This window comes from Marinobacter lipolyticus, assembly GCF_018424605.1.
In the GTDB taxonomy this organism is placed as follows: Bacteria; Pseudomonadota; Gammaproteobacteria; order Pseudomonadales; family Oleiphilaceae; genus Marinobacter; species Marinobacter lipolyticus_B.
Genome location: NZ_QTKT01000018.1, coordinates 24516 through 41276 on the forward strand (window position 1 = coordinate 24516; position 16761 = coordinate 41276).

At 62.0% G+C, this 16761-nt stretch carries 14 protein-coding genes; 9 read left to right on the plus strand and 5 right to left on the minus strand.

The genetic code is table 11. The features are described from left to right. The first annotated feature begins 5 nt into the window (after positions 1 to 5). The 7 genes from DYI22_RS16930 (at position 6) to DYI22_RS16960 (ending at position 7956) form a co-directional block, all read left to right on the plus strand. Complete coding sequence (locus tag DYI22_RS16930; RefSeq protein WP_213479236.1) at positions 6 to 1211, plus strand: CpaF family protein; 1206 nt, start codon at positions 6 to 8, stop codon at positions 1209 to 1211. Further along, positions 1208 to 2125: a type II secretion system F family protein gene (locus DYI22_RS16935; RefSeq protein ID WP_213479237.1), complete on the plus strand. Its 918-nt coding sequence runs from the start codon at positions 1208 to 1210 to the stop codon at positions 2123 to 2125. The genes DYI22_RS16930 and DYI22_RS16935 overlap by 4 nt, the downstream gene beginning before the upstream one ends. Continuing rightward, positions 2118 to 2993, plus strand: coding sequence for a type II secretion system F family protein (locus tag DYI22_RS16940; protein ID WP_323132934.1), 876 nt, complete (start codon positions 2118 to 2120; stop codon positions 2991 to 2993). Before DYI22_RS16935 ends, DYI22_RS16940 begins: the two co-directional genes overlap by 8 nt. Before the next feature lie 65 nt (positions 2994 to 3058). Continuing rightward, positions 3059 to 3742, plus strand: coding sequence for a hypothetical protein (locus DYI22_RS16945; RefSeq protein ID WP_213479238.1), 684 nt, complete (start codon positions 3059 to 3061; stop codon positions 3740 to 3742). Further along, complete coding sequence (locus DYI22_RS16950; RefSeq protein ID WP_213479239.1) at positions 3739 to 4026, plus strand: hypothetical protein; 288 nt, start codon at positions 3739 to 3741, stop codon at positions 4024 to 4026. The genes DYI22_RS16945 and DYI22_RS16950 overlap by 4 nt, the downstream gene beginning before the upstream one ends. Continuing rightward, the gene (locus DYI22_RS16955) at positions 4013 to 5842 is read left to right on the plus strand and encodes a hypothetical protein (RefSeq protein WP_213479240.1); all 1830 of its coding nucleotides are present in this window, start codon (positions 4013 to 4015) and stop codon (positions 5840 to 5842) included. Before DYI22_RS16950 ends, DYI22_RS16955 begins: the two co-directional genes overlap by 14 nt. A 38-nt stretch (positions 5843 to 5880) precedes the next feature. Next, entirely contained in the window at positions 5881 to 7956 is a 2076-nt protein-coding gene (locus DYI22_RS16960; protein ID WP_213479241.1) for a diguanylate cyclase, read from the plus strand. A gap of 1 nt (position 7957) precedes the next feature. Here DYI22_RS16960 and DYI22_RS16965 read toward each other — a convergent pair whose 3' ends face one another. Both DYI22_RS16965 and DYI22_RS16970 read right to left on the minus strand, forming a co-directional pair. Continuing rightward, the gene (locus DYI22_RS16965) at positions 7958 to 8464 is read right to left on the minus strand and encodes a DUF6231 family protein (protein WP_213479242.1); all 507 of its coding nucleotides are present in this window, start codon (positions 8462 to 8464) and stop codon (positions 7958 to 7960) included. Continuing rightward, the gene (locus tag DYI22_RS16970; RefSeq protein WP_228301105.1) at positions 8461 to 9786 is read right to left on the minus strand and encodes a DASH family cryptochrome; all 1326 of its coding nucleotides are present in this window, start codon (positions 9784 to 9786) and stop codon (positions 8461 to 8463) included. The genes DYI22_RS16965 and DYI22_RS16970 overlap by 4 nt, the downstream gene beginning before the upstream one ends. A 111-nt stretch (positions 9787 to 9897) precedes the next feature. Between DYI22_RS16970 and DYI22_RS16975 the strand changes: the two genes are divergently transcribed. Next, on the plus strand, positions 9898 to 11010 hold the full coding sequence (locus DYI22_RS16975) for an S-(hydroxymethyl)glutathione dehydrogenase/class III alcohol dehydrogenase (protein ID WP_213479244.1): 1113 nt from the start codon (positions 9898 to 9900) through the stop codon (positions 11008 to 11010). 66 nt (positions 11011 to 11076) lie between these two features. Here the strand turns inward: DYI22_RS16975 and DYI22_RS16980 are convergent, their stop codons facing one another. The 3 genes from DYI22_RS16980 to DYI22_RS16990 form a co-directional block, all read right to left on the minus strand. After that, on the minus strand, positions 11077 to 13968 hold the full coding sequence (locus DYI22_RS16980; protein WP_213479245.1) for an Ig-like domain-containing protein: 2892 nt from the start codon (positions 13966 to 13968) through the stop codon (positions 11077 to 11079). 242 nt (positions 13969 to 14210) lie between these two features. Further along, positions 14211 to 15236 carry a peptidoglycan -binding protein gene (locus DYI22_RS16985; protein WP_213479246.1) on the minus strand — a complete coding sequence of 342 codons (1026 nt, stop codon included), beginning with the start codon at positions 15234 to 15236 and terminating at the stop codon, positions 14211 to 14213. A gap of 6 nt (positions 15237 to 15242) precedes the next feature. Continuing rightward, entirely contained in the window at positions 15243 to 15974 is a 732-nt protein-coding gene (locus DYI22_RS16990) for a flagellar motor protein MotA (RefSeq protein ID WP_213479247.1), read from the minus strand. 148 nt (positions 15975 to 16122) lie between these two features. On the opposite strand from DYI22_RS16990, the gene DYI22_RS16995 reads away from it, so the two are divergent. Next, on the plus strand, positions 16123 to 16761 hold a 639-nt coding region (locus tag DYI22_RS16995), incomplete at its 3' end, for a cupin domain-containing protein (protein ID WP_213479248.1).

Sequence of the window (16761 nt, forward strand, 5' to 3'; positions counted from 1 at the left end):
GCTGAGTGGCTACCCGCATTGATCAGGAGTACCAGGACCTCAAGCGCCGTGTTCACTACTTTATGGTGGAACGGCTGGACGAGGAAGGGGTGGACGTCGGGAAAACCGGCCGCGACAGCCTTTTCAGCTTCGTACAGAACCAGGTGCAGGGTTTCGTGTCCCAGCACCGCCTGCCGTTGTCAGCGCAGGACCTCGCCCTGCTGACCCGGGAAACCTTCGACGAGGTGGCCGGTTTTGGCCCGCTGGAGCCGCTGTTGGCAGACGACACTATCAACGACATCCTGGTCAACGGCCCCGAGGATGTGTTTATCGAGGTGGCGGGTGTGCTGCAACAGGCGCACACCCGTTTTATCGACGACGATCACGTTACTCGGGTGATCCGCCGGATTCTCGCTCCTCTGGGTCGCCGGCTGGATGAATCCAGCCCGATGGTGGACGCCCGCCTGCCCGATGGTTCCCGGGTGAATGCGATCATTCCGCCCATCGCACTGGATGGCCCGTCCCTCAGTATCCGCAAGTTCACCCAGAAGCACCTTACCGCCCAGGACCTGGTCAACAGCGGATCGATGACGGCCGAGTGCCTCGATACGCTGGTATCGCTGGTGGAAGGGCGTCGCAATGTGCTGATCAGCGGCGGCACCGGCACCGGCAAAACCACGATTCTGAACCTGATCAGCCAGTACATTCCCCGGGATGAACGGGTGGTGACCATTGAAGACTCGGCGGAACTGCAGTTGAACCACCCCCACATCGTGCGGCTGGAAACCCGCCCCGCCAACACCGAGGGCTCGGGCCAGATTACCGCGCGGGAGTTGGTAATCAACGCCCTGCGGATGCGGCCGGACCGGATCATTCTGGGTGAGGTCCGCTCCGGGGAAATCATCGAGCTGCTGCAGGCGATGAACACCGGCCACGAAGGCTCCATGAGCAGCATCCATTCCAACAGCGCCCGCGATGCCCTGGTGCGCATTGAAACGCTTCTGGCGGTGAATGGTTACGACGCGGGGGAGCGGGCCATCGGCCGTCTGATCGGCTCCTCCCTGGATGTGATCGTTCAACTGTCGCGGTTGCCCAACGGCCGCCGTCTGGTTCGTGAAGTGGTGGCGCTGAAGCCAACAGCAGATGACCCCTACCGCATGGAGACGCTGTACCACGCGGAGCTTGCGCAAGATGAGCCGGCAGAGCCCCAGGTCGAAGGGGTGCCCGGATGAGCAGTCAGGTCTGGTTTGCGGCGGCACTGGTGGTCGCCCTGCTGGCCAGCCTGGTGCTGATGCTGCAGTGGCTGTGGAGTCATTGGCAGAGCCGTCGGCACATCAGCCAGTCGATTCGCTCGCGACTGACCCCGGCCAGCGACGATTCGGCCATGGCCGGCGCCCGCGTGGATCTGGGGCCGGTGGAGAAGCTGTTGGTGCTGGCGGATATTCGCTGGACCCTGCAGCAATTGATCATCCTGTCGACGGCGCTGCTGGCGTTGCTGATCATTCTGGCGATGTCCCGCGGGGTTGTGGTGTTGCTGGTGAGCCTGTTCTTCATCTTCACCGTGGCGGTGGTGTGGTGGCGGTCGCGTTTCCAGAAGCAGCGGCGGATTATCCACGAGGAGCTTCCCGCGGTGATGGACGCGGTGCTGCGCAACATTGACGCCGGCCGTTCGCTCGAGCACGCGCTGATTGCGTCGTTTGATGAGGCCTCTCCGGTGTTCCGCCCGCTGGTATTCCGCCTGCGTAACGCGGTTGAGGCCGGGCGTGAGTACACCCGGTTGTTCGAGGATTTTTCCGCCCTGTACCGGGTGCCAGCGATGGTGCTGGTGGCCATCGCCCTGCGTACCACGTCGCGCTTCGGCTCGTCGGTGCGGCCTGTGCTCGAGCAGGTGTCGGCGTCATTGCGCTCGCAGCAGGAAATGCGCCAGGAATTCATGGCCGCCACCGCCGAAACCCGCTTCACCGCGGTTACCTTTGCGGTGCTGCCGCCGGGGCTGGCGGCCTTCATGGTGGTCATCAATGACGAATACTCCGATGTGCTGTTGAACTCGGCCACCGGCCACACCTTACTGGGTACGGCGGCGGTGCTGCAGGTGCTCGGCATGCTGGTGATCTGGCGGATGATTCAGGGGGTGGGGCGTGGCTGACAGCTGGTACCTCCTGTCTGCCGGCGCCGCGTTGCTGGCCCTGTGGATGGCAGGCTATATGGCGCCGAGGTGGGCCCTGCGGGCGCGCATTCATCAGCGATTGCGCAATCGGGGCGCGGCCGGCGACGACGAGCAGGGGCTGAATGCCATGCTGGCGGAGCTCGCTGAACGCTTTGTCGGCTTGTCGTCCATCGCGGGTGACTATGAGGATATGGAAGCGGCGCTGGAAACCACGGGCCGCAACCGCCAGCAAAGCCAGGCCACCTACGTCGTGCTGTGCTGGCTGCTGCCGGCGGTGGTGATTGTGCTCGGCTTTGTCATCACCGGCCCGATCGCCGGTGCGGTGGTCGCCGCCGCGGCTTTTCTGTTGCCACGCCGGATTATCCGCTCCATGGGGGCCAACGCCGAAAAGAAGCAGAACCTGGAAGCCATTGAACTGTGCCACATGACGCGAATGCTGATGGAGGCCGGGCTGTCCATTGAGCGGGCACTGCGCCTGGTTGCGGTGCAGGCACGGCCGGTGATGCCGCATCTGGCGGTTCGGCTGGACCGGTTTAACCGGGTCATGGAAAGCGGGGCCGACCGCAGCGTGGCGCTGGATGAACTGGGGCGCAACCGGCGCATTCTGGTGTTACGCAGCTACGTCAATCTGATGAAGCAAAGCGGAACCCTTGGCGCGGGGGTGACCCGCAGTCTGGATCAAATTATCCGTGAGGCCCAGCAAACCGAACGCAGCCGCCTGAAAGAGGACACCAACCGGGTGGGGGCCAAAATGACCATTGTGATGATGGTGTTCATGCTCCCCGGGCTGTTTCTGCTGGTGGGCGGCCCCGCGGTGATATCGGTGGTCGAGACGCTGAGCCGCTGAAGGCGGGAGTGATCGTTCGGGAGCGATTGTTAAGGGTGAGAAAGTTAACGCTGTCGGGAGAGTGCATGAGGATCAACATCAACAAGCGTGGACGCAACGGGGTGCTGCTGGCGATGTCGCTGGCAGTGAGCGGTTGTGCGACCAATGGCAGTATGGCGAGCGACCCGTCGGTTGCGGTCAGTTGCACCACCACCAAGCAGCCCGAACACCAGTTGCAGCTGGATGCCGTGGATGCCCTGATGGCCCGTTCCCAGCCCTACGCGGCGCTGGCGAAACTGGAAAGCGAGGGGCTGGCCACCGAGCACCACTGGGTGCGGCTGGGTCAGTTAATGGCCGCCACCAACCAGATCGCGGAGGCGGAAGAGGTGTTCCATGCCCTGGCCGGCGAATGTGATTCGGCCATGGGCCACCACGGTCTGGGGCTGGTGTACCTCAAACAGAAAAAGCTGGATCAGGGGCTGGCGGAACTGGCAACGGCGCGGAAGATGGCGCCGTCGTCGGCGGATGTGCGTAACGATTACGGTTATGCGCTGCTGCTGACCGGGCAGGACTACGAAGCCATTTTCGAGTTGCGCACAGCCTTCGAGCTGGCAGACGGCGAGGGGGCGGTGCGCCAGAACCTGGCGGCCGGCTACGTGCTCACCGGTGACCGTTCGGGCCTGGCCATGCTCAGAGACCAGTACGCCCTGTCGACGGCGGAAACGGCCCACGCCGAGCGGCTGGCGGACGATATCCGGAGGTTGCGATGAAACGACTACTGATCACCACTCTGATCGCCGGCGCCCTGGCCGCCGAGGTCCAGGCCGGCGACGGGGAGCCGCAACGCTTTGACTTCGGGCTGTCGTACTCGGTGGCGGAGCCGGAACGGGCTCCGGAAACCCGACGTAAACTCGACCGGCAGTCCGCCTCCGGCGCCGGGCCCGAGAGTGAACTGTCGGTGCAGGCCTATGTCGACAGCCAGGAGCGCATCGCGGAAACCTTCCGCCAGCCGATACCGGAACGTATAGGCGAGAACACCCGTGGCGAGCGTTAGATCCCTTGCTTCGCAACGGGGCATGCTGATCTTTCTGGCGCCCCTGATCGTGGCGAGTCTGGTGTTGCTGGCGGTGCTGGCGATTGACGGGGCGCGGTTGCTGGCCCTGAAGTCGGAGATGCAGAGTCAGGTCAACGCCGCCGCCAGTGCGGCAGCGGACGGTGCTCAGGCCTGTGGTGGTGCCGCGGTCACGGTGTCGACCATGTCGGCACGGGCGCTGACCGCCGCCCGCGCGGCGGGATTCGACGGCGAAGACGATGCGCTACAGGTGGTGCCGGGGGTGCTGGCATCCAGCGAAAACGATCCGGAGCTGGTGTTCCGGGAAGTGCCCGAGTCGGCGTTGTCCCGCAGTAACGGCGTGCGGGTGGCCATGACCCGCGAAGAGCCGATCTCCCGCCTGTTTCCCTCTGGCCTGATCGGCACGATCACCCTGGAGAGCTCGGCCGCCGTGCGCAAGGAAGTGCACGCCACCCTCAGCGCCGCGGGCTCTGCCGGGGGCATCCAGGGCGGCCTCCTGGGTAACCTCATCGGCGCGGTGTTGGGCGATCCCTCTTACAGTCTTTCGTTAACCGACCTGAGCAGCCTGGAGAACACCCTGGTCAGTGTCGGGGATCTGGCCGACCGGCTTGGCGTTGACGACCTGGCGGACCTGGTGGATGAACCGCTGATTGACCTGTTAACGGGTGTGACCGGGGTGGTCGGTGGAAGCGCCCAGCCGGTTGGCCGGGTAGTGGATGATCTGACCGCCGCAGCCGGAGTCAGCGGCCTGCGGGTTGGCGATGTACTGGAGGTGGTGGGTGGTGCCGAGGTGCCAGCCGGCGCAAGCTTTCCGGTGTACGATCTGGTGATCAGCACGGTGATGAACAGCGCACGGGCTATCAGCGACTCGGGTGCCCTGGTGGCCCTTGATCTGCAGACCTCGGAATCGCCGTTGCTGCAGAATCTGACCAGCTCCATCAGCGCGTTATCCAGCCTCGATGTGAACCTGGCACTGAATGTGGCGGAGCCGCCGAAGCTGGTGGTTGGCCCGGCGCGCCAGGATGCCGATGGGCGATGGCTGACCCGGTTTCGTTCCGCCGACGTGCGGCTGGAACTGGTGGCCTCTGCAGGGCTGAGTGAATCCGGCATCAGTACGTTGATTTCGGTGCTGTCACTGGGGTTACTGGATATTGAATTGCTGGATGTTATCGAGGTTCCTCTGGTGGTGCAGGCCGGGGGTGGAGAAGGTGAGCTGGTGTCTGCCGAGTGTGCAGCGGGCAGCAGCGACAACGACATCACCCTCGGTTTTGATCTGCGGGACACCGCCGTCAGTATCGAGACCGGCCGCCTGGTGGCGGGCACCGGCACGGTTGCCCCCGGCGCCATTGAAGCCGAGATTCTGGCGGTTGAGCTGCTGAGCATCCCGGTCGCCGATCTGTGTGTCGACGCCGGTCTCGCCGTGGACCTGTATCATGCGCCCTCCACGCCAACACTGATTGCCGATTATCCCCTGCAGTGTCTGGATCAGCAGTGTGAACGGCGCTCTGTTGGTTCTGCCGGGGCCTCTGCGGATCTTACCGCTGATGCCACCGTGACGGCACTGGATCTTTCCTGCGGTGCTAGCGGGCTGGGATCTGCAATCGGCAGTGTGATGAGCGTGCTGGAGCCGGCCATCCGTCTGCTGATCGAGGATGTTGCCAGCGAGCTGGTGGAGGGGCTGGCATCTCCCCTGTTGACCGCTCTTGGCGTGGCGCCCGGAAACATGACGGTAACGCTGCTGGGCGCGCACCAGAACACCACACAACTGATTGAAAACGTGTCTACAGTGAACGACTGACCCGGCTCACAGACAAGGATGGCTTGCGGATGGATGCAATGACAGCGACGCAGTGGTTTCCATTCTCCGACAGTTTACTCGCAGGTAGTCTGCCTCTGCTGGCGGCGGTCCTGGCGGCCCTGCTGCTGTGGGCGTTGCTGCGCTACCGACGCCTGGAGCACCGCCTTCAGGGGCTCAGCCGCGAGATGGGCTCGGCCAGCCGGTCCCTGCGCAACGCCGATCGGGATCTGCGCACACTGTTTGACCAGTCGGCCATTGCCGTTGTCCTGCTGGACAGTCGTACCAACGCGGCTCTGTACGCCAATGAGACGGCTCTGGCCGCGTTCGGGGTTCGCAGTGAAGAGCAGCTTACGGCTGAGGTGCTGCAGAAGCCGGATGCCTGGGCCGATGCGCCCTACGGTTTGATGGATTTCGAGGAGTACCTGCACCGCACCGTTCGTTCCGGCCTGCAGAAGTTCGAGTGGCGCCTGGAGCCGCAGGGGCGGAGGCCGGTCTGGCTGGACAGCTCGCTGTCGATGATCTCGTACAAGGGTGCGCAGGCACTGATGTTCACCGGTGTGAACATCACCGCCCGTAAACACGCCGAGGTGGCCGACCGTTTTCGCCACCAGGCCATGACCTCCATGGCCAGTGACAAGGGCCTGCACGTGGCTCTCGATCACCTGGCAAATATGGCCGAATCCCGGCTGCCGGGAGCCCGGTGTGGTGTGATGGTGCACGATGTTGAAGCCGGGTGCCTGCGTTGGGTGGGTGGGCAGTCACTGCCGGAGTCACTGCGTGAGCGGCTGGATGGTTTGCCGGTGGCCTTCGGTGCGGCCAGCAGCGGCACCGCGGTGTTCATTCGCGGGCGGGTGGTGAGCCGCGACGTGCGGGCCGACGATCGCTGGGATCGTTACCGCGAGGACGCCGCACTGGCCGGGGTGCGGGCGTGCTGGTCAGAGCCGGTGCTGGGCAGCGGCGGCGAGATGCTGGGGACCTTCGACGTCTACCACGACGAACCCTGGACGCCCGGCGACGACGATATCGATGCGCTGACCGATCCCATTGCCCTCGCCAGCCTGGCCATTGAGCGCCATCGCGCCAAAGGACAGCTTGAGAAAATGGTGCTGGCGGAACAGATGGTCCGGCGTATCAGCACCGACCTGCTGACCCTGGCTCCGGAAGAGACTGATGAGGGCATTCTGCGCACCTGTCGCGGGCTGGGCGAGTTCTACCGGGCCGACCGGGTGTTTCTTTGCCAGTTCGAAGATGTCAGCCAGCAACTTAAGATCAGCCATGAGTGGGCGGCGGTGGGTGTGTCGCCGTTGCAGGACAGTACAACCCGCAAGTTTCCGTTGTTGCCCCAGGCCGTGGCCACGCTGTTTGAAGGCGCGCCGAGTGTCGTTCTGGCCGCGGACGGTGAGATGCCACCGGCCCTCGAGTTCCTGTCCGGACTTCTGTCGCTGCAGGCCAAGCAGTCGTTGCTGCTGGCCATGGTCTATCGCGGCGACCGGATGAGTGGGTTGCTGGGCATCCAGATGACGGCAACCGCCAATCCCTGGACACCACAGCGGATAAACACCTCGGAGTTGATAGCGAACCTGTTTGGCAGCGCCCTGGCCCGGAATGAGCTGCTGCACTCGCTGACCTACCAGGCCGTCCACGATCAGCTCACCGGGTTGTACAACCGGCACAAACTCGAAAGCTTCATGGATCAGGAAGTGGCCCGTTGTACCCGTTATGGCAGCACCTTCTCGCTGGTGATCTTTGATCTGGACCATTTCAAGTCAATCAACGACCGCTTTGGTCACAACGAAGGCGATGCCGTACTGGCCGGGGTTTCCGCGCTGATGAAAGAGGGTATTCGCGAATCGGAGATTGCCGGCCGCTGGGGTGGTGAGGAGTTTCTGATCATCCTTCCGGAAACCACGCTCGACTGCGCGCTGCCAGTGGCGGATCGTCTGCGCAGCAGCATCGAGAGCCATCGGTTCAGCATTCCTGAGCGGGTCACCATCAGTGTGGGGGTGGCGGCGTTCCACTCGGGCGATACGCCTCACGAGATTATCCAGCGAGCGGATGCGGCCCTTTACAGTGCCAAGGAGTCCGGCCGTAACTGTGTGAAGGCGGCATTCTGAACTACCACCAGGCCTTACCCCACATTTCCGGGTTGGCCCAGTTGTCCGGGTTGTTCCACGTGCGTTTGTGGTTGTAGCTGTCGATGTTGTAGGTGTAGAGGGTGAACGCACCCGCACCTTCCCCGAGCGTCGCCTGACGCTGGAATCCCAGGCCGATGAAATCGGTAAAGGCCCAGTGGGCCTCGTTTGGCGTGATCACGGCTATCTGATGGGTGCCGTAGTTCCGTAGCTGGCCGAGCAGCCGTTCGCCCTGGTCGTGGCTCAGATGTTCCAGGGTGTCGGTGATCAGCGCCAGGTCCTGGGTCTGGGCCAGCGGAAAGGCGTCGTTGGGTGTCTCCGGGCTGAGGGTGGTGAGTGTGGCCTCGCGGCGGTGCGAACACCAGTGCCGGCCAATGTCCTCGGCCACGGCGCCGCACACCACCAGAGTCTTCGGCTGGCAGCTGTCAACGAGGCGGCCCAGGGCTGCCCGCAGTGTGTCGGATTCGTTGGTGGCTGTCGGTTCGTTCATGATATGGGCCAGTCCGCCGCATCAACTGTGTGTAAGCCTACAGGCTGTTCCGCGTGCCCGCCCCAGCGATCCACGAACGTACCCGTGGGATCATACTGCTGGGTCTGTTTCTCCAGATTGAACTGCCTTAGTCCCCGTGGGTCCGCACCTACGCCGGCGAGGTACTGCCAGTTGCCGTAGTTGCTTGCTACATCATAGTCGATCAGCTGCTCTTCAAACCACGCCGCGCCGTATCGCCAGTCCAGGCCCAGCTCGTTGACGAAGCAGCTGGCGACCAGTTGCCGGGCACGGTTGCTCATGTAGCCGGTTTCCCGTAATTGGTTCATGGCGGCATTGACGATCGGATACTCGGTATTGCCCTCGCACCAGGCTTTGAAACGATGGCCGTAAAAGGTGTTGTGGCGATGCCGGCGTTGAACGCCATCACGGCGAAACAGGTTGGCACCGTGTTTCAGCGCGTACCAGTAGAAATACTCTCGCCAGAGCAGCTCGAACCAGAGCCAGTAGGTGGAGTCGTTGCGGGTTTCATGGGCCTCGTATTCCGTGATGGTTTCCGCCACTTCCCGTACCGACAGGTCGCCATTGGCGAGCCACGGGGAAAATTTGGAGGAGGCATCGAAGCTGTCCAGGGCGTTGCGGGTTTCCTTGTAACGGTCAATGTTGTGGCTACCGTACAGAAACGCCTGCAGGCGTTTCAGCCCCGCCGCTTCACCGCCCATGAACTGCAGCGGGTGTCGTGGTTCGGTGATGGGTGGGCAGTCGCCACGGTTGTCCTCGGGAAATCCGGGTGGCGGCGGCAGTGCCGTCAGGGTGCGAATTCTCAGCCGCTCGGTGCATCGTTCACCGCTTTTCTCAACCTGCTTACGGAATTGCGAGAAGGTATCCGGCAGATCCGCCAACACCATGGGCAGGGAGCCTTCGGTGAACAGGCTCAGGGTTTCAAACTGCTGGAACAGGGTGTCGGGCAGCTTCGATTTGATTGTCTGCCATTGTGCCGCCTCCCGGGTGCCGGGTTGGCGTGAACGGATCACGCGGGCCATTTTGTGACTGTGAACCAGTTGCGGTATCACCGCTTCCGGCTCGCCGAAGGCGATGTGGAGGCGCTGCCCCAGCGGTCGCAGGCTGCGTTCCAGCGCCAGCAGGCTCTGCCAAAGAAAGCGCCAGCGGTGACTGCCCATGGCCTTGCTCTGCATCGGGCCGGGCACGAACCAGCGCGGATCGACCACATATACGCAGAGCAGCATGTCCGAGCGGGACGCAGCCAGCAGTGCGGCGTTATCGTGCAATCGCAAATCCCGGGTAAACCAATAGAGCGTGTTCAAGCGTAAACCTGCCGTGTCCGGTTTGTTTCGATACTGTACGTTAACCATTGTATAAGCGATTATGGGCCGGTGAACCCTGACTTCGAATCCAAGGATCCAAGGAGTGTGCCAGTGATCAAATCCCGAGCTGCGGTGGCGTTTGCCCCCAACAAACCGCTGGAAATTGTGGAAGTGGATGTCGCCCCGCCCCAGAAAGGCGAGGTACTGGTGCGGATCGTCGCCACCGGTGTCTGTCATACCGATGCCTATACCCTGTCCGGTGCGGATTCCGAAGGTAATTTTCCGGCCATTCTGGGCCATGAAGGTGGCGGCATTGTCGAGGCCGTGGGCGAAGGCGTCACCTCTGTGGAAGTAGGTGACCACGTGATCCCCCTGTACACCGCCGAGTGTGGCACCTGTAAATTCTGCACCTCCGGCAAGACCAACCTGTGCGGATCGGTGCGAGAAACCCAGGGCAAGGGCGTGATGCCGGACGGTACCTCCCGCTTCTCCTACAAGGGTGAGCCCATCTACCACTACATGGGCTGCTCCACGTTCTCCGAGTACACCGTGCTGCCGGAAGTCTCGCTGGCGAAAATCCCCAAGGAAGCACCGCTGGACAAGGTGTGTCTGCTGGGCTGTGGCGTGACCACCGGCATCGGTGCCGTGCTCAACACCGCCAAGGTGGAGGAAGGCGCAACGGTGGCCATCTTCGGGCTCGGCGGTATCGGCCTGGCCGCGATCATCGGTGCCACCATGGCCAAGGCCAGCCGCATCATCGCCATCGACATCAACCCCGGCAAATTCGACATCGCCAAACAGCTGGGCGCCACCGACGTGGTCAACCCCAACGACTACGACAAGCCGATTCAGGAAGTGATCGTGGAGATGACCGATGGCGGCGTCGACTACTCGTTTGAGTGCATCGGCAACGTCAAGGTCATGCGCGCCGCGCTGGAGTGCTGCCACAAGGGCTGGGGCGAATCCATTATCATCGGTGTCGCGGGCGCCGGCGAGGAAATCAGCACCCGGCCGTTCCAGCTGGTGACCGGTCGGGTTTGGAAGGGATCGGCGTTTGGTGGCGTAAAGGGCCGCACCGAATTGCCGGGCTACGTGGAAAAAGCCGAGAAAGGCGAGATACCGCTGGATGTGTTCATTACCCACAACATGCCGCTGGAGGACATCAACGAGGCGTTCGAATTGATGCACGAAGGCAAGAGCATCCGCTCGGTGATTCACTTTTAGAAGCCAGTCATCCGGACACAAAAAACCCGCCAGTCGGCGGGTTTTTTGTTGATCGGGCGGTGATTCTCAGCCCGGGAGCAGGCCCAGCGGGTCACCCAGCAGGGGAATCTCGCTGAGTGAATCCACATTGCCACCTTCGCTCAGCGTCAGCAGCTGCTCGACCAGATCGCCCAGCACCGGAACAGAGGTCAGCGGGTTGCCATCGAACTCGCCGAGGTTGGCCGGATCCAGCAGCTGGATCAGGTCACCGATCAGCGGAAGCTGTTCAGCGCCGCCCTCCGGAAGGTCGCCCGGGAAATCGTCAGGCAGCGCGGCCAGGATATCGCCGATCAGCGGCAGGGTTTGCGGGTCGAAGTCGAAATCCTCCGGCAGTTGCAGCAAATCTCTCAGCTGACCGAGGCTGTCGGGATCCAGCGGGCTGTTTTCCATGTTCAGCAGGTCGCCGATCAGGGGCAGGTCTGCCGGTGACAGCGGCAGGTCACCGCCGGGCGTGCCGCCCTCCTCGGGGACCAGTTCAAGCAGCAGATCGAACAGCGCGCCGCCCAGGTTGAGAACGCCTTTTTCCCCGATAAACGTCTCGGTGCCGCTCAGCACATCCAGGGATGCCAGTCCGCCGAGATCCACACCCAGCAGGGAGCCCTCAAACAGGCCAAGGTCGACGAGCGATTTGTTGTCGGTGAGGTTGAACAGTTCACCGAGCACCGGGATGGCGTTGAACGCATCCAGCACGGTCAGCAGGGCATCCTCCGCCTGGGATGGCAGCGGAACGCTGCTGTCGTCCACCAGGCGGAACTCGACGCCGATGCCGTCACCGGACGGGAACAGTTGTCCACCCAGAGCCTCTGCCAGTTCAGGAGGCAGGTTGTTGAAGTCGCCGGAGGCGAAAGCCTCCGCCATCGCCTGAATCAGCGCCGGGATCTGTTCCGGGTTACCACCGGTGAACGCCTCGGCCAGGCTCTGCAGTTGGGTGGCGTCGAGGCCCAGGTCCAGGCCCAGTGCGCAATCGGCTTGCGGATCCGTGGTGCTGATGGATTTCGGGTCACACACCGCGACTAGGGCCGAGGAATACGCGTTGGGGTCAAAGTCGTCCAGCGAGGGTGTGTCGCCGGTGCTCAGGCCCGCCATCGCCTGCAGCAGGTCTTCGACCAAGGGAATCTGCAGAATCAGTGCATGGTCGAGGCTGTTAAGGCCGTCCTCGGCGTCACCGAACTCCAGCGCGGACAGCAGGGTGCCGCTGAGGGTGTCCAGGCCATCCATCAGAACGCTGCTGTCGAAGCCACTTCCGGACTGGGCCAGTTGAGGCTGTGCCAGCAGGGTGTTGTCCAGCAGGACCACCAGGCCGCCGGTGCGGAAGGTGTACGTTTGCGGCTGCACGAGACCATTGCCCGCCAGATCGGTGATCGTGGTATCCACGGAGATCTCATAGAAGGTCTGGAAATCCAGATTGCTGGTGGGCTCGAAACGGATCGAATTGCCAAGCGGGCTGAGGATGCCATCGACGGTGCCCACGGCGTTGCCGTTGGCGTCGATTTCGGTGACCGTGAAGCTGTTGGCGGTCACTGACTGTGGGTCAATCTCCTCGTCAAACTCCACGAAAATGGTGCTATCGGTTGGCGCCAGGGTTTCGCCATCCTCAGGGCTGGAAGCCACCGCTGTTGGGCCCTGATTGTCCTGCTGGTCGCCGGTCATGAAACTGGCGGAATCCGCGTCGGCGAGGCTCTTGACCTGATCGCCCTGTTGATCGCACAGGGCTCGCAAGTCCGATGTTGCCGTTACCGTGTAGCGGGTGTTGTCCTGCAGGTCCTGAACCGGATTGATCACCACCGCGGTGCCCAGCACGCTGTAGGAGGCGGACACCAGGGTGGCGTTGCCGTTGATGGTCAGTGGCAGGGTGTTCTGGTTGACCGAGGCTTCGTCGACCGCCGCGTTGAATGTTACCCGCAGGCTACGGTTGGTCTCGATGCCCTGGGCGCCATTCGCCGGCACAAACTCGGTCACTTCAAACACTGTGCTGTCGGAGCTGCAGAAGGTTTCGGAATCACCGGCCACGTCGGAATTCGGGCTTCCGGGGCTGTTGTCCGCGGGGATGCGCGGGTCGCTGGGACCGCCGCTGCCAGTGCTGTCGGTGTGACCTTCCAGCAGGATCCGGCTGCTGGGATACTGGGTCATCAGATCGGCGAGTTTGCCGATTTCATCGAAATAGGTGGGTTTGACCTCGGTACCGTCGAGATCAAACTCGACGTACAGGGTTTCGCGGATTTCGCGGGTCAGTGTTTCGGCGCAGCCGTCGGCATCCACCAGAGCTCCACGGGGCGTATCGGGGCAGAGATCCTGGGGATCGTTTACGCCGTCACCATCGGAATCCTTCGGTGGGGCGACCGGCTCCGGGCGTTCGAACGTGGTCGGCCTGGGCGGCTGGGGGTAAGTCCGGTTGAACAGAAACTGGACGCCGGCAAAGGCTTGCCCGTCCACGTAACCGTCTTCCAGTTCGGTGCGGGCGCGAATGCCGGCTTCGAACACGAAACGTTCACCCATCATCCGCTGTAGACCACCTTCCAGAAACAACGCGTCTTCGGTTTTTGAGCTGGGCGCGCCATCCACATCGATGTCGCTGTAGCTGTAACCGAGGCCGGCGAACGGCCGCCAGCCGCCGAGACGGAATCGGCCGGGGTGGACCCGCCCGGCGAGCGAGCCGCGAAGAATCTCGGTGTCAATGTCGGTGGCGCGGGTTTCTGCATCGCCGTAGCTGAATGCACCCATCAAGGTGAAATTGGGATTGAACTGGTGCCCCAGTGTCAGCCCGTACTCGGGGTAGTTGTCGAGATTGTCGATGTTTGATGTCTTGTTGCGGGAGTTGCCCGAATCCACGTAGCTGATTTCCGCTCCGACAAAGCTGTAGCTCAGAGGGAAGTGTGTCGATTCTGCGTGGGCGAACTGCGGGGGGGGAGTGCCAAACATCCTGCCAGTACAACTTTATGCAGATTGGTCATATTGTGTGATCCTTCTCACGTTTCTGGTTTTTGTCTGTCGCTGAGGAGTCCCTGGATGCGTAGTATCTGCTTCAAGATGCGCAAATTTTTTCTGAGTGTTTATTTTTGTTAATGATTGAGAAAATACGGGAAGGGGGCAGGCCTCGGCATTGGCTCAATCGTCCGAGGGGGTCGGGCAGATTGACCAGTCAGGCAGGTTGTTGAAGGTCGTTATCGATCGGTCAGTTTGAGTTCGATACGGCGGTTCTGTTGCAAGGCCTGCGGCGAGGTGCCTTCCGCCACCGGGAAGAATTCGCCAAAGCCGGCGGCCACCATGCGCCGCTCGGGCACGCCCTGCTCGGCCAGGTAACGCACCACCGCGACGGCCCGGGCGGTGGACAGTTCCCAGTTGGATGGGAATCTCGGCGTATTGATGGGGATCAGGTCGGTGTGTCCGTCGATCCGCAGAATCCAGTCGATGTCGTCCGGAATCCGCTTCACTACATCCAGCAGTACATTTGCCAGTTTATCCAGTTCGCCCTGACCTTCCTCGCCCAGTTGCGCTGAGCCAGAGGCAAACAGCAGTTCGGACGGCAGCAGGAAACGGTCGCCGACCACCCGGATGTTTTCGTTGTCTTCCAGAATACGGCGCAGGCGGGCAAAGAACTCAGATTGGTACTGCTGCAGTTCGTTGACCCGCTCGGCGAGCAGGGTATTCAGACGCCGACTGACATCTTCCAGTTCGGCTTCCTTCTCGGCGGTTTCCTGCTCCTGCAACTCAAGCGCGGAGGCGATCTGCCGAAGCTGATTCTCCAGCGCCGCAATCTGGTTCGACAGCCGCAGAATCATCGCCTGCTGGCTGGCGGAGAGTTCGTCCTGTTCTTCGGCTTCCTGGCCGAGGGCATCCAGCCGTTCCTGTTGCGCCTCGTTCTCCGCGGTTTTTTGCATCAGCTGATTGCGTACGCTGTCAAAGCGGTTCTGCATCTGCTTGCTGCGCTCGATACTGGCGTCCAGCTGGCTCTGCAGCACGGTGTTGCGATCTTCCTCCAGGCCCAGGAGCCGGGATATGTCGTTCAGCCGCTCGTTGAGTTGCGCCAGCTCCTGATTGCGGTCGGACAGCGTCTGCGACAGGTAGAGCTGACTGACCACGTAGATCAGCAGCATGAAGATGATCAGCATCAGCAGCGCCGACAGGGCATCCACATAGCCTGGCCAGACATTGACGGTGCTGCGACTGCGGCGGCGGGAGCCAATCACGGCCGGTTACTCGGTTTGCTGTCGTGGATCATCAACGTAGTCCACCAGGTTGGTCACACTGGTCAGCCACTCTTCAAGGCCGTCGTAGAAACGGTTCTGGGCATGGCCGGCCTGGAGGTCCATAAAGCCCAGGATCAGCGAGCCGCCAAGACCCAGCAAAGAAGAGCTGAACGCGGTACCCATGCCCTGAAGTGGCGTTTGCAGGCCCGCCTGCAGGTCGGCGAAAACCTTGCCGAAATCCTCCTGATCCATGTTGAGATTGGTGATCACGTCGCCCACTGCGTTGATGGTGCCCAATAGCCCCCAGAACGTGCCGAGCAGGCCGAGAAAGATCAGCAGGCTGATGAAGTAACGGGTGATTTCCCGCTGCTCGTCCATCCGTGAATGGATGCCGTCAAGCACGGTGCGCAGGGACAGCGTGGACAGGGTGAAGCGGTCACGTTTGTATTCATCCCCCAGCTGTTTCGCCAGCGGCTTCAGCAGTCGTGGTTCCTGCAGCACCGACAGCCCGGCATTGCCGGTGCGGAACTGGGAAATCCAGCGCAGTTCCGGGAACAGCACGAACACCTGGCGGTAGGTCAGCGAGATGCCGATGATCAGCACGCCGAGAATCAGCAGGTTAAAGACCCAGTTGGCCATGAACGCTGTGGTCAGGGGCGCGTGGATGAGGGCGCATACAACCACCACAACGGCAAGGAATAGTGTCATCCAGAACAACGTGTGCTTGGGGTTGCTCATAGGCACGGCCTGCGTGTTCAGAAAGGTTTCCCAGAACATAGCACAGGAACGTGAAGGGCGTGTGTCGTTTGCCGCAAAACTGGTCGTTGATTGATCACCTGAATTTATATAAGGTGAACGAGTTAATAATAAGTAAATGAGGCGAGCGATGTTTGGTCATTCCCTGTCAGGCGCCACCGTTCTTCAGGGCGCGCATCCGGATGAGGTGTCCGCCTTCGTCAACCAGCACATCGGCCAGCACAGGCTGAAGATGCTGGGTGAACCGAAAGGCACTTCACGGCTCAGCTTCCGGGAGTTTGCCGGTTTCAGTCTGTCCCAGCTCAGTTATGGCAGCCACGTGCGGGTTCAGAGCCCGGAGCTGGAATCCATCTACCATTTTCAGGTGGTAACCCGCGGTGAATGTGTGTGGCGGCAGGGCGGTGAGCGGATGCAGGTAAGCCGTGGCCAGGCGGTGATGGTGAATCCCTATGAAAGTATAGACCTGGAGTACTCGGACGACTGCGAAAAGCTGATCATCAAAGTGCCGGAGTCGATGCTGAACAATGCGCGGCTGGGTTCCTGCGCCCATACGCCGGACGATGGGGTCCGCTTCGACCGGGTGCCAGTGGATCTGCAGAGGTGTCCGTCACTGGTCAATGTGATGGAAGCGGTACTGGCGGAGCTGGAGGAAGCGGAGGCGGATGATCTCGGTTCGGTGTGCGGCCACTACCGTGGCATTATTCTGAACAAACTGTTGAACGTGTTCCCCAGCAACTGTTCTGTACGGGATCGCACTGCTCCCTGCCCA

What these genes read in the sequence shown, in the direction of transcription:
- DYI22_RS16945 (WP_213479238.1), top strand. Translation starts at nt 3,059, where the DNA reads ATGAGGATCAACATCAACAAGCGTGGACGCAACGGGGTGCTGCTGGCG.
- DYI22_RS16960 (WP_213479241.1), top strand. Translation starts at nt 5,881, where the DNA reads ATGACAGCGACGCAGTGGTTTCCATTCTCCGACAGTTTACTCGCAGGT.
- DYI22_RS16980 (WP_213479245.1), bottom strand. Translation starts at nt 13,968, where the DNA reads ATGTTTGGCACTCCCCCCCCGCAGTTCGCCCACGCAGAATCGACACAC.
- DYI22_RS16990 (WP_213479247.1), bottom strand. Translation starts at nt 15,974, where the DNA reads ATGAGCAACCCCAAGCACACGTTGTTCTGGATGACACTATTCCTTGCC.
- DYI22_RS16950 (WP_213479239.1), top strand. Translation starts at nt 3,739, where the DNA reads ATGAAACGACTACTGATCACCACTCTGATCGCCGGCGCCCTGGCCGCC.
- DYI22_RS16935 (WP_213479237.1), top strand. Translation starts at nt 1,208, where the DNA reads ATGAGCAGTCAGGTCTGGTTTGCGGCGGCACTGGTGGTCGCCCTGCTG.
- DYI22_RS16965 (WP_213479242.1), bottom strand. Translation starts at nt 8,464, where the DNA reads ATGAACGAACCGACAGCCACCAACGAATCCGACACACTGCGGGCAGCC.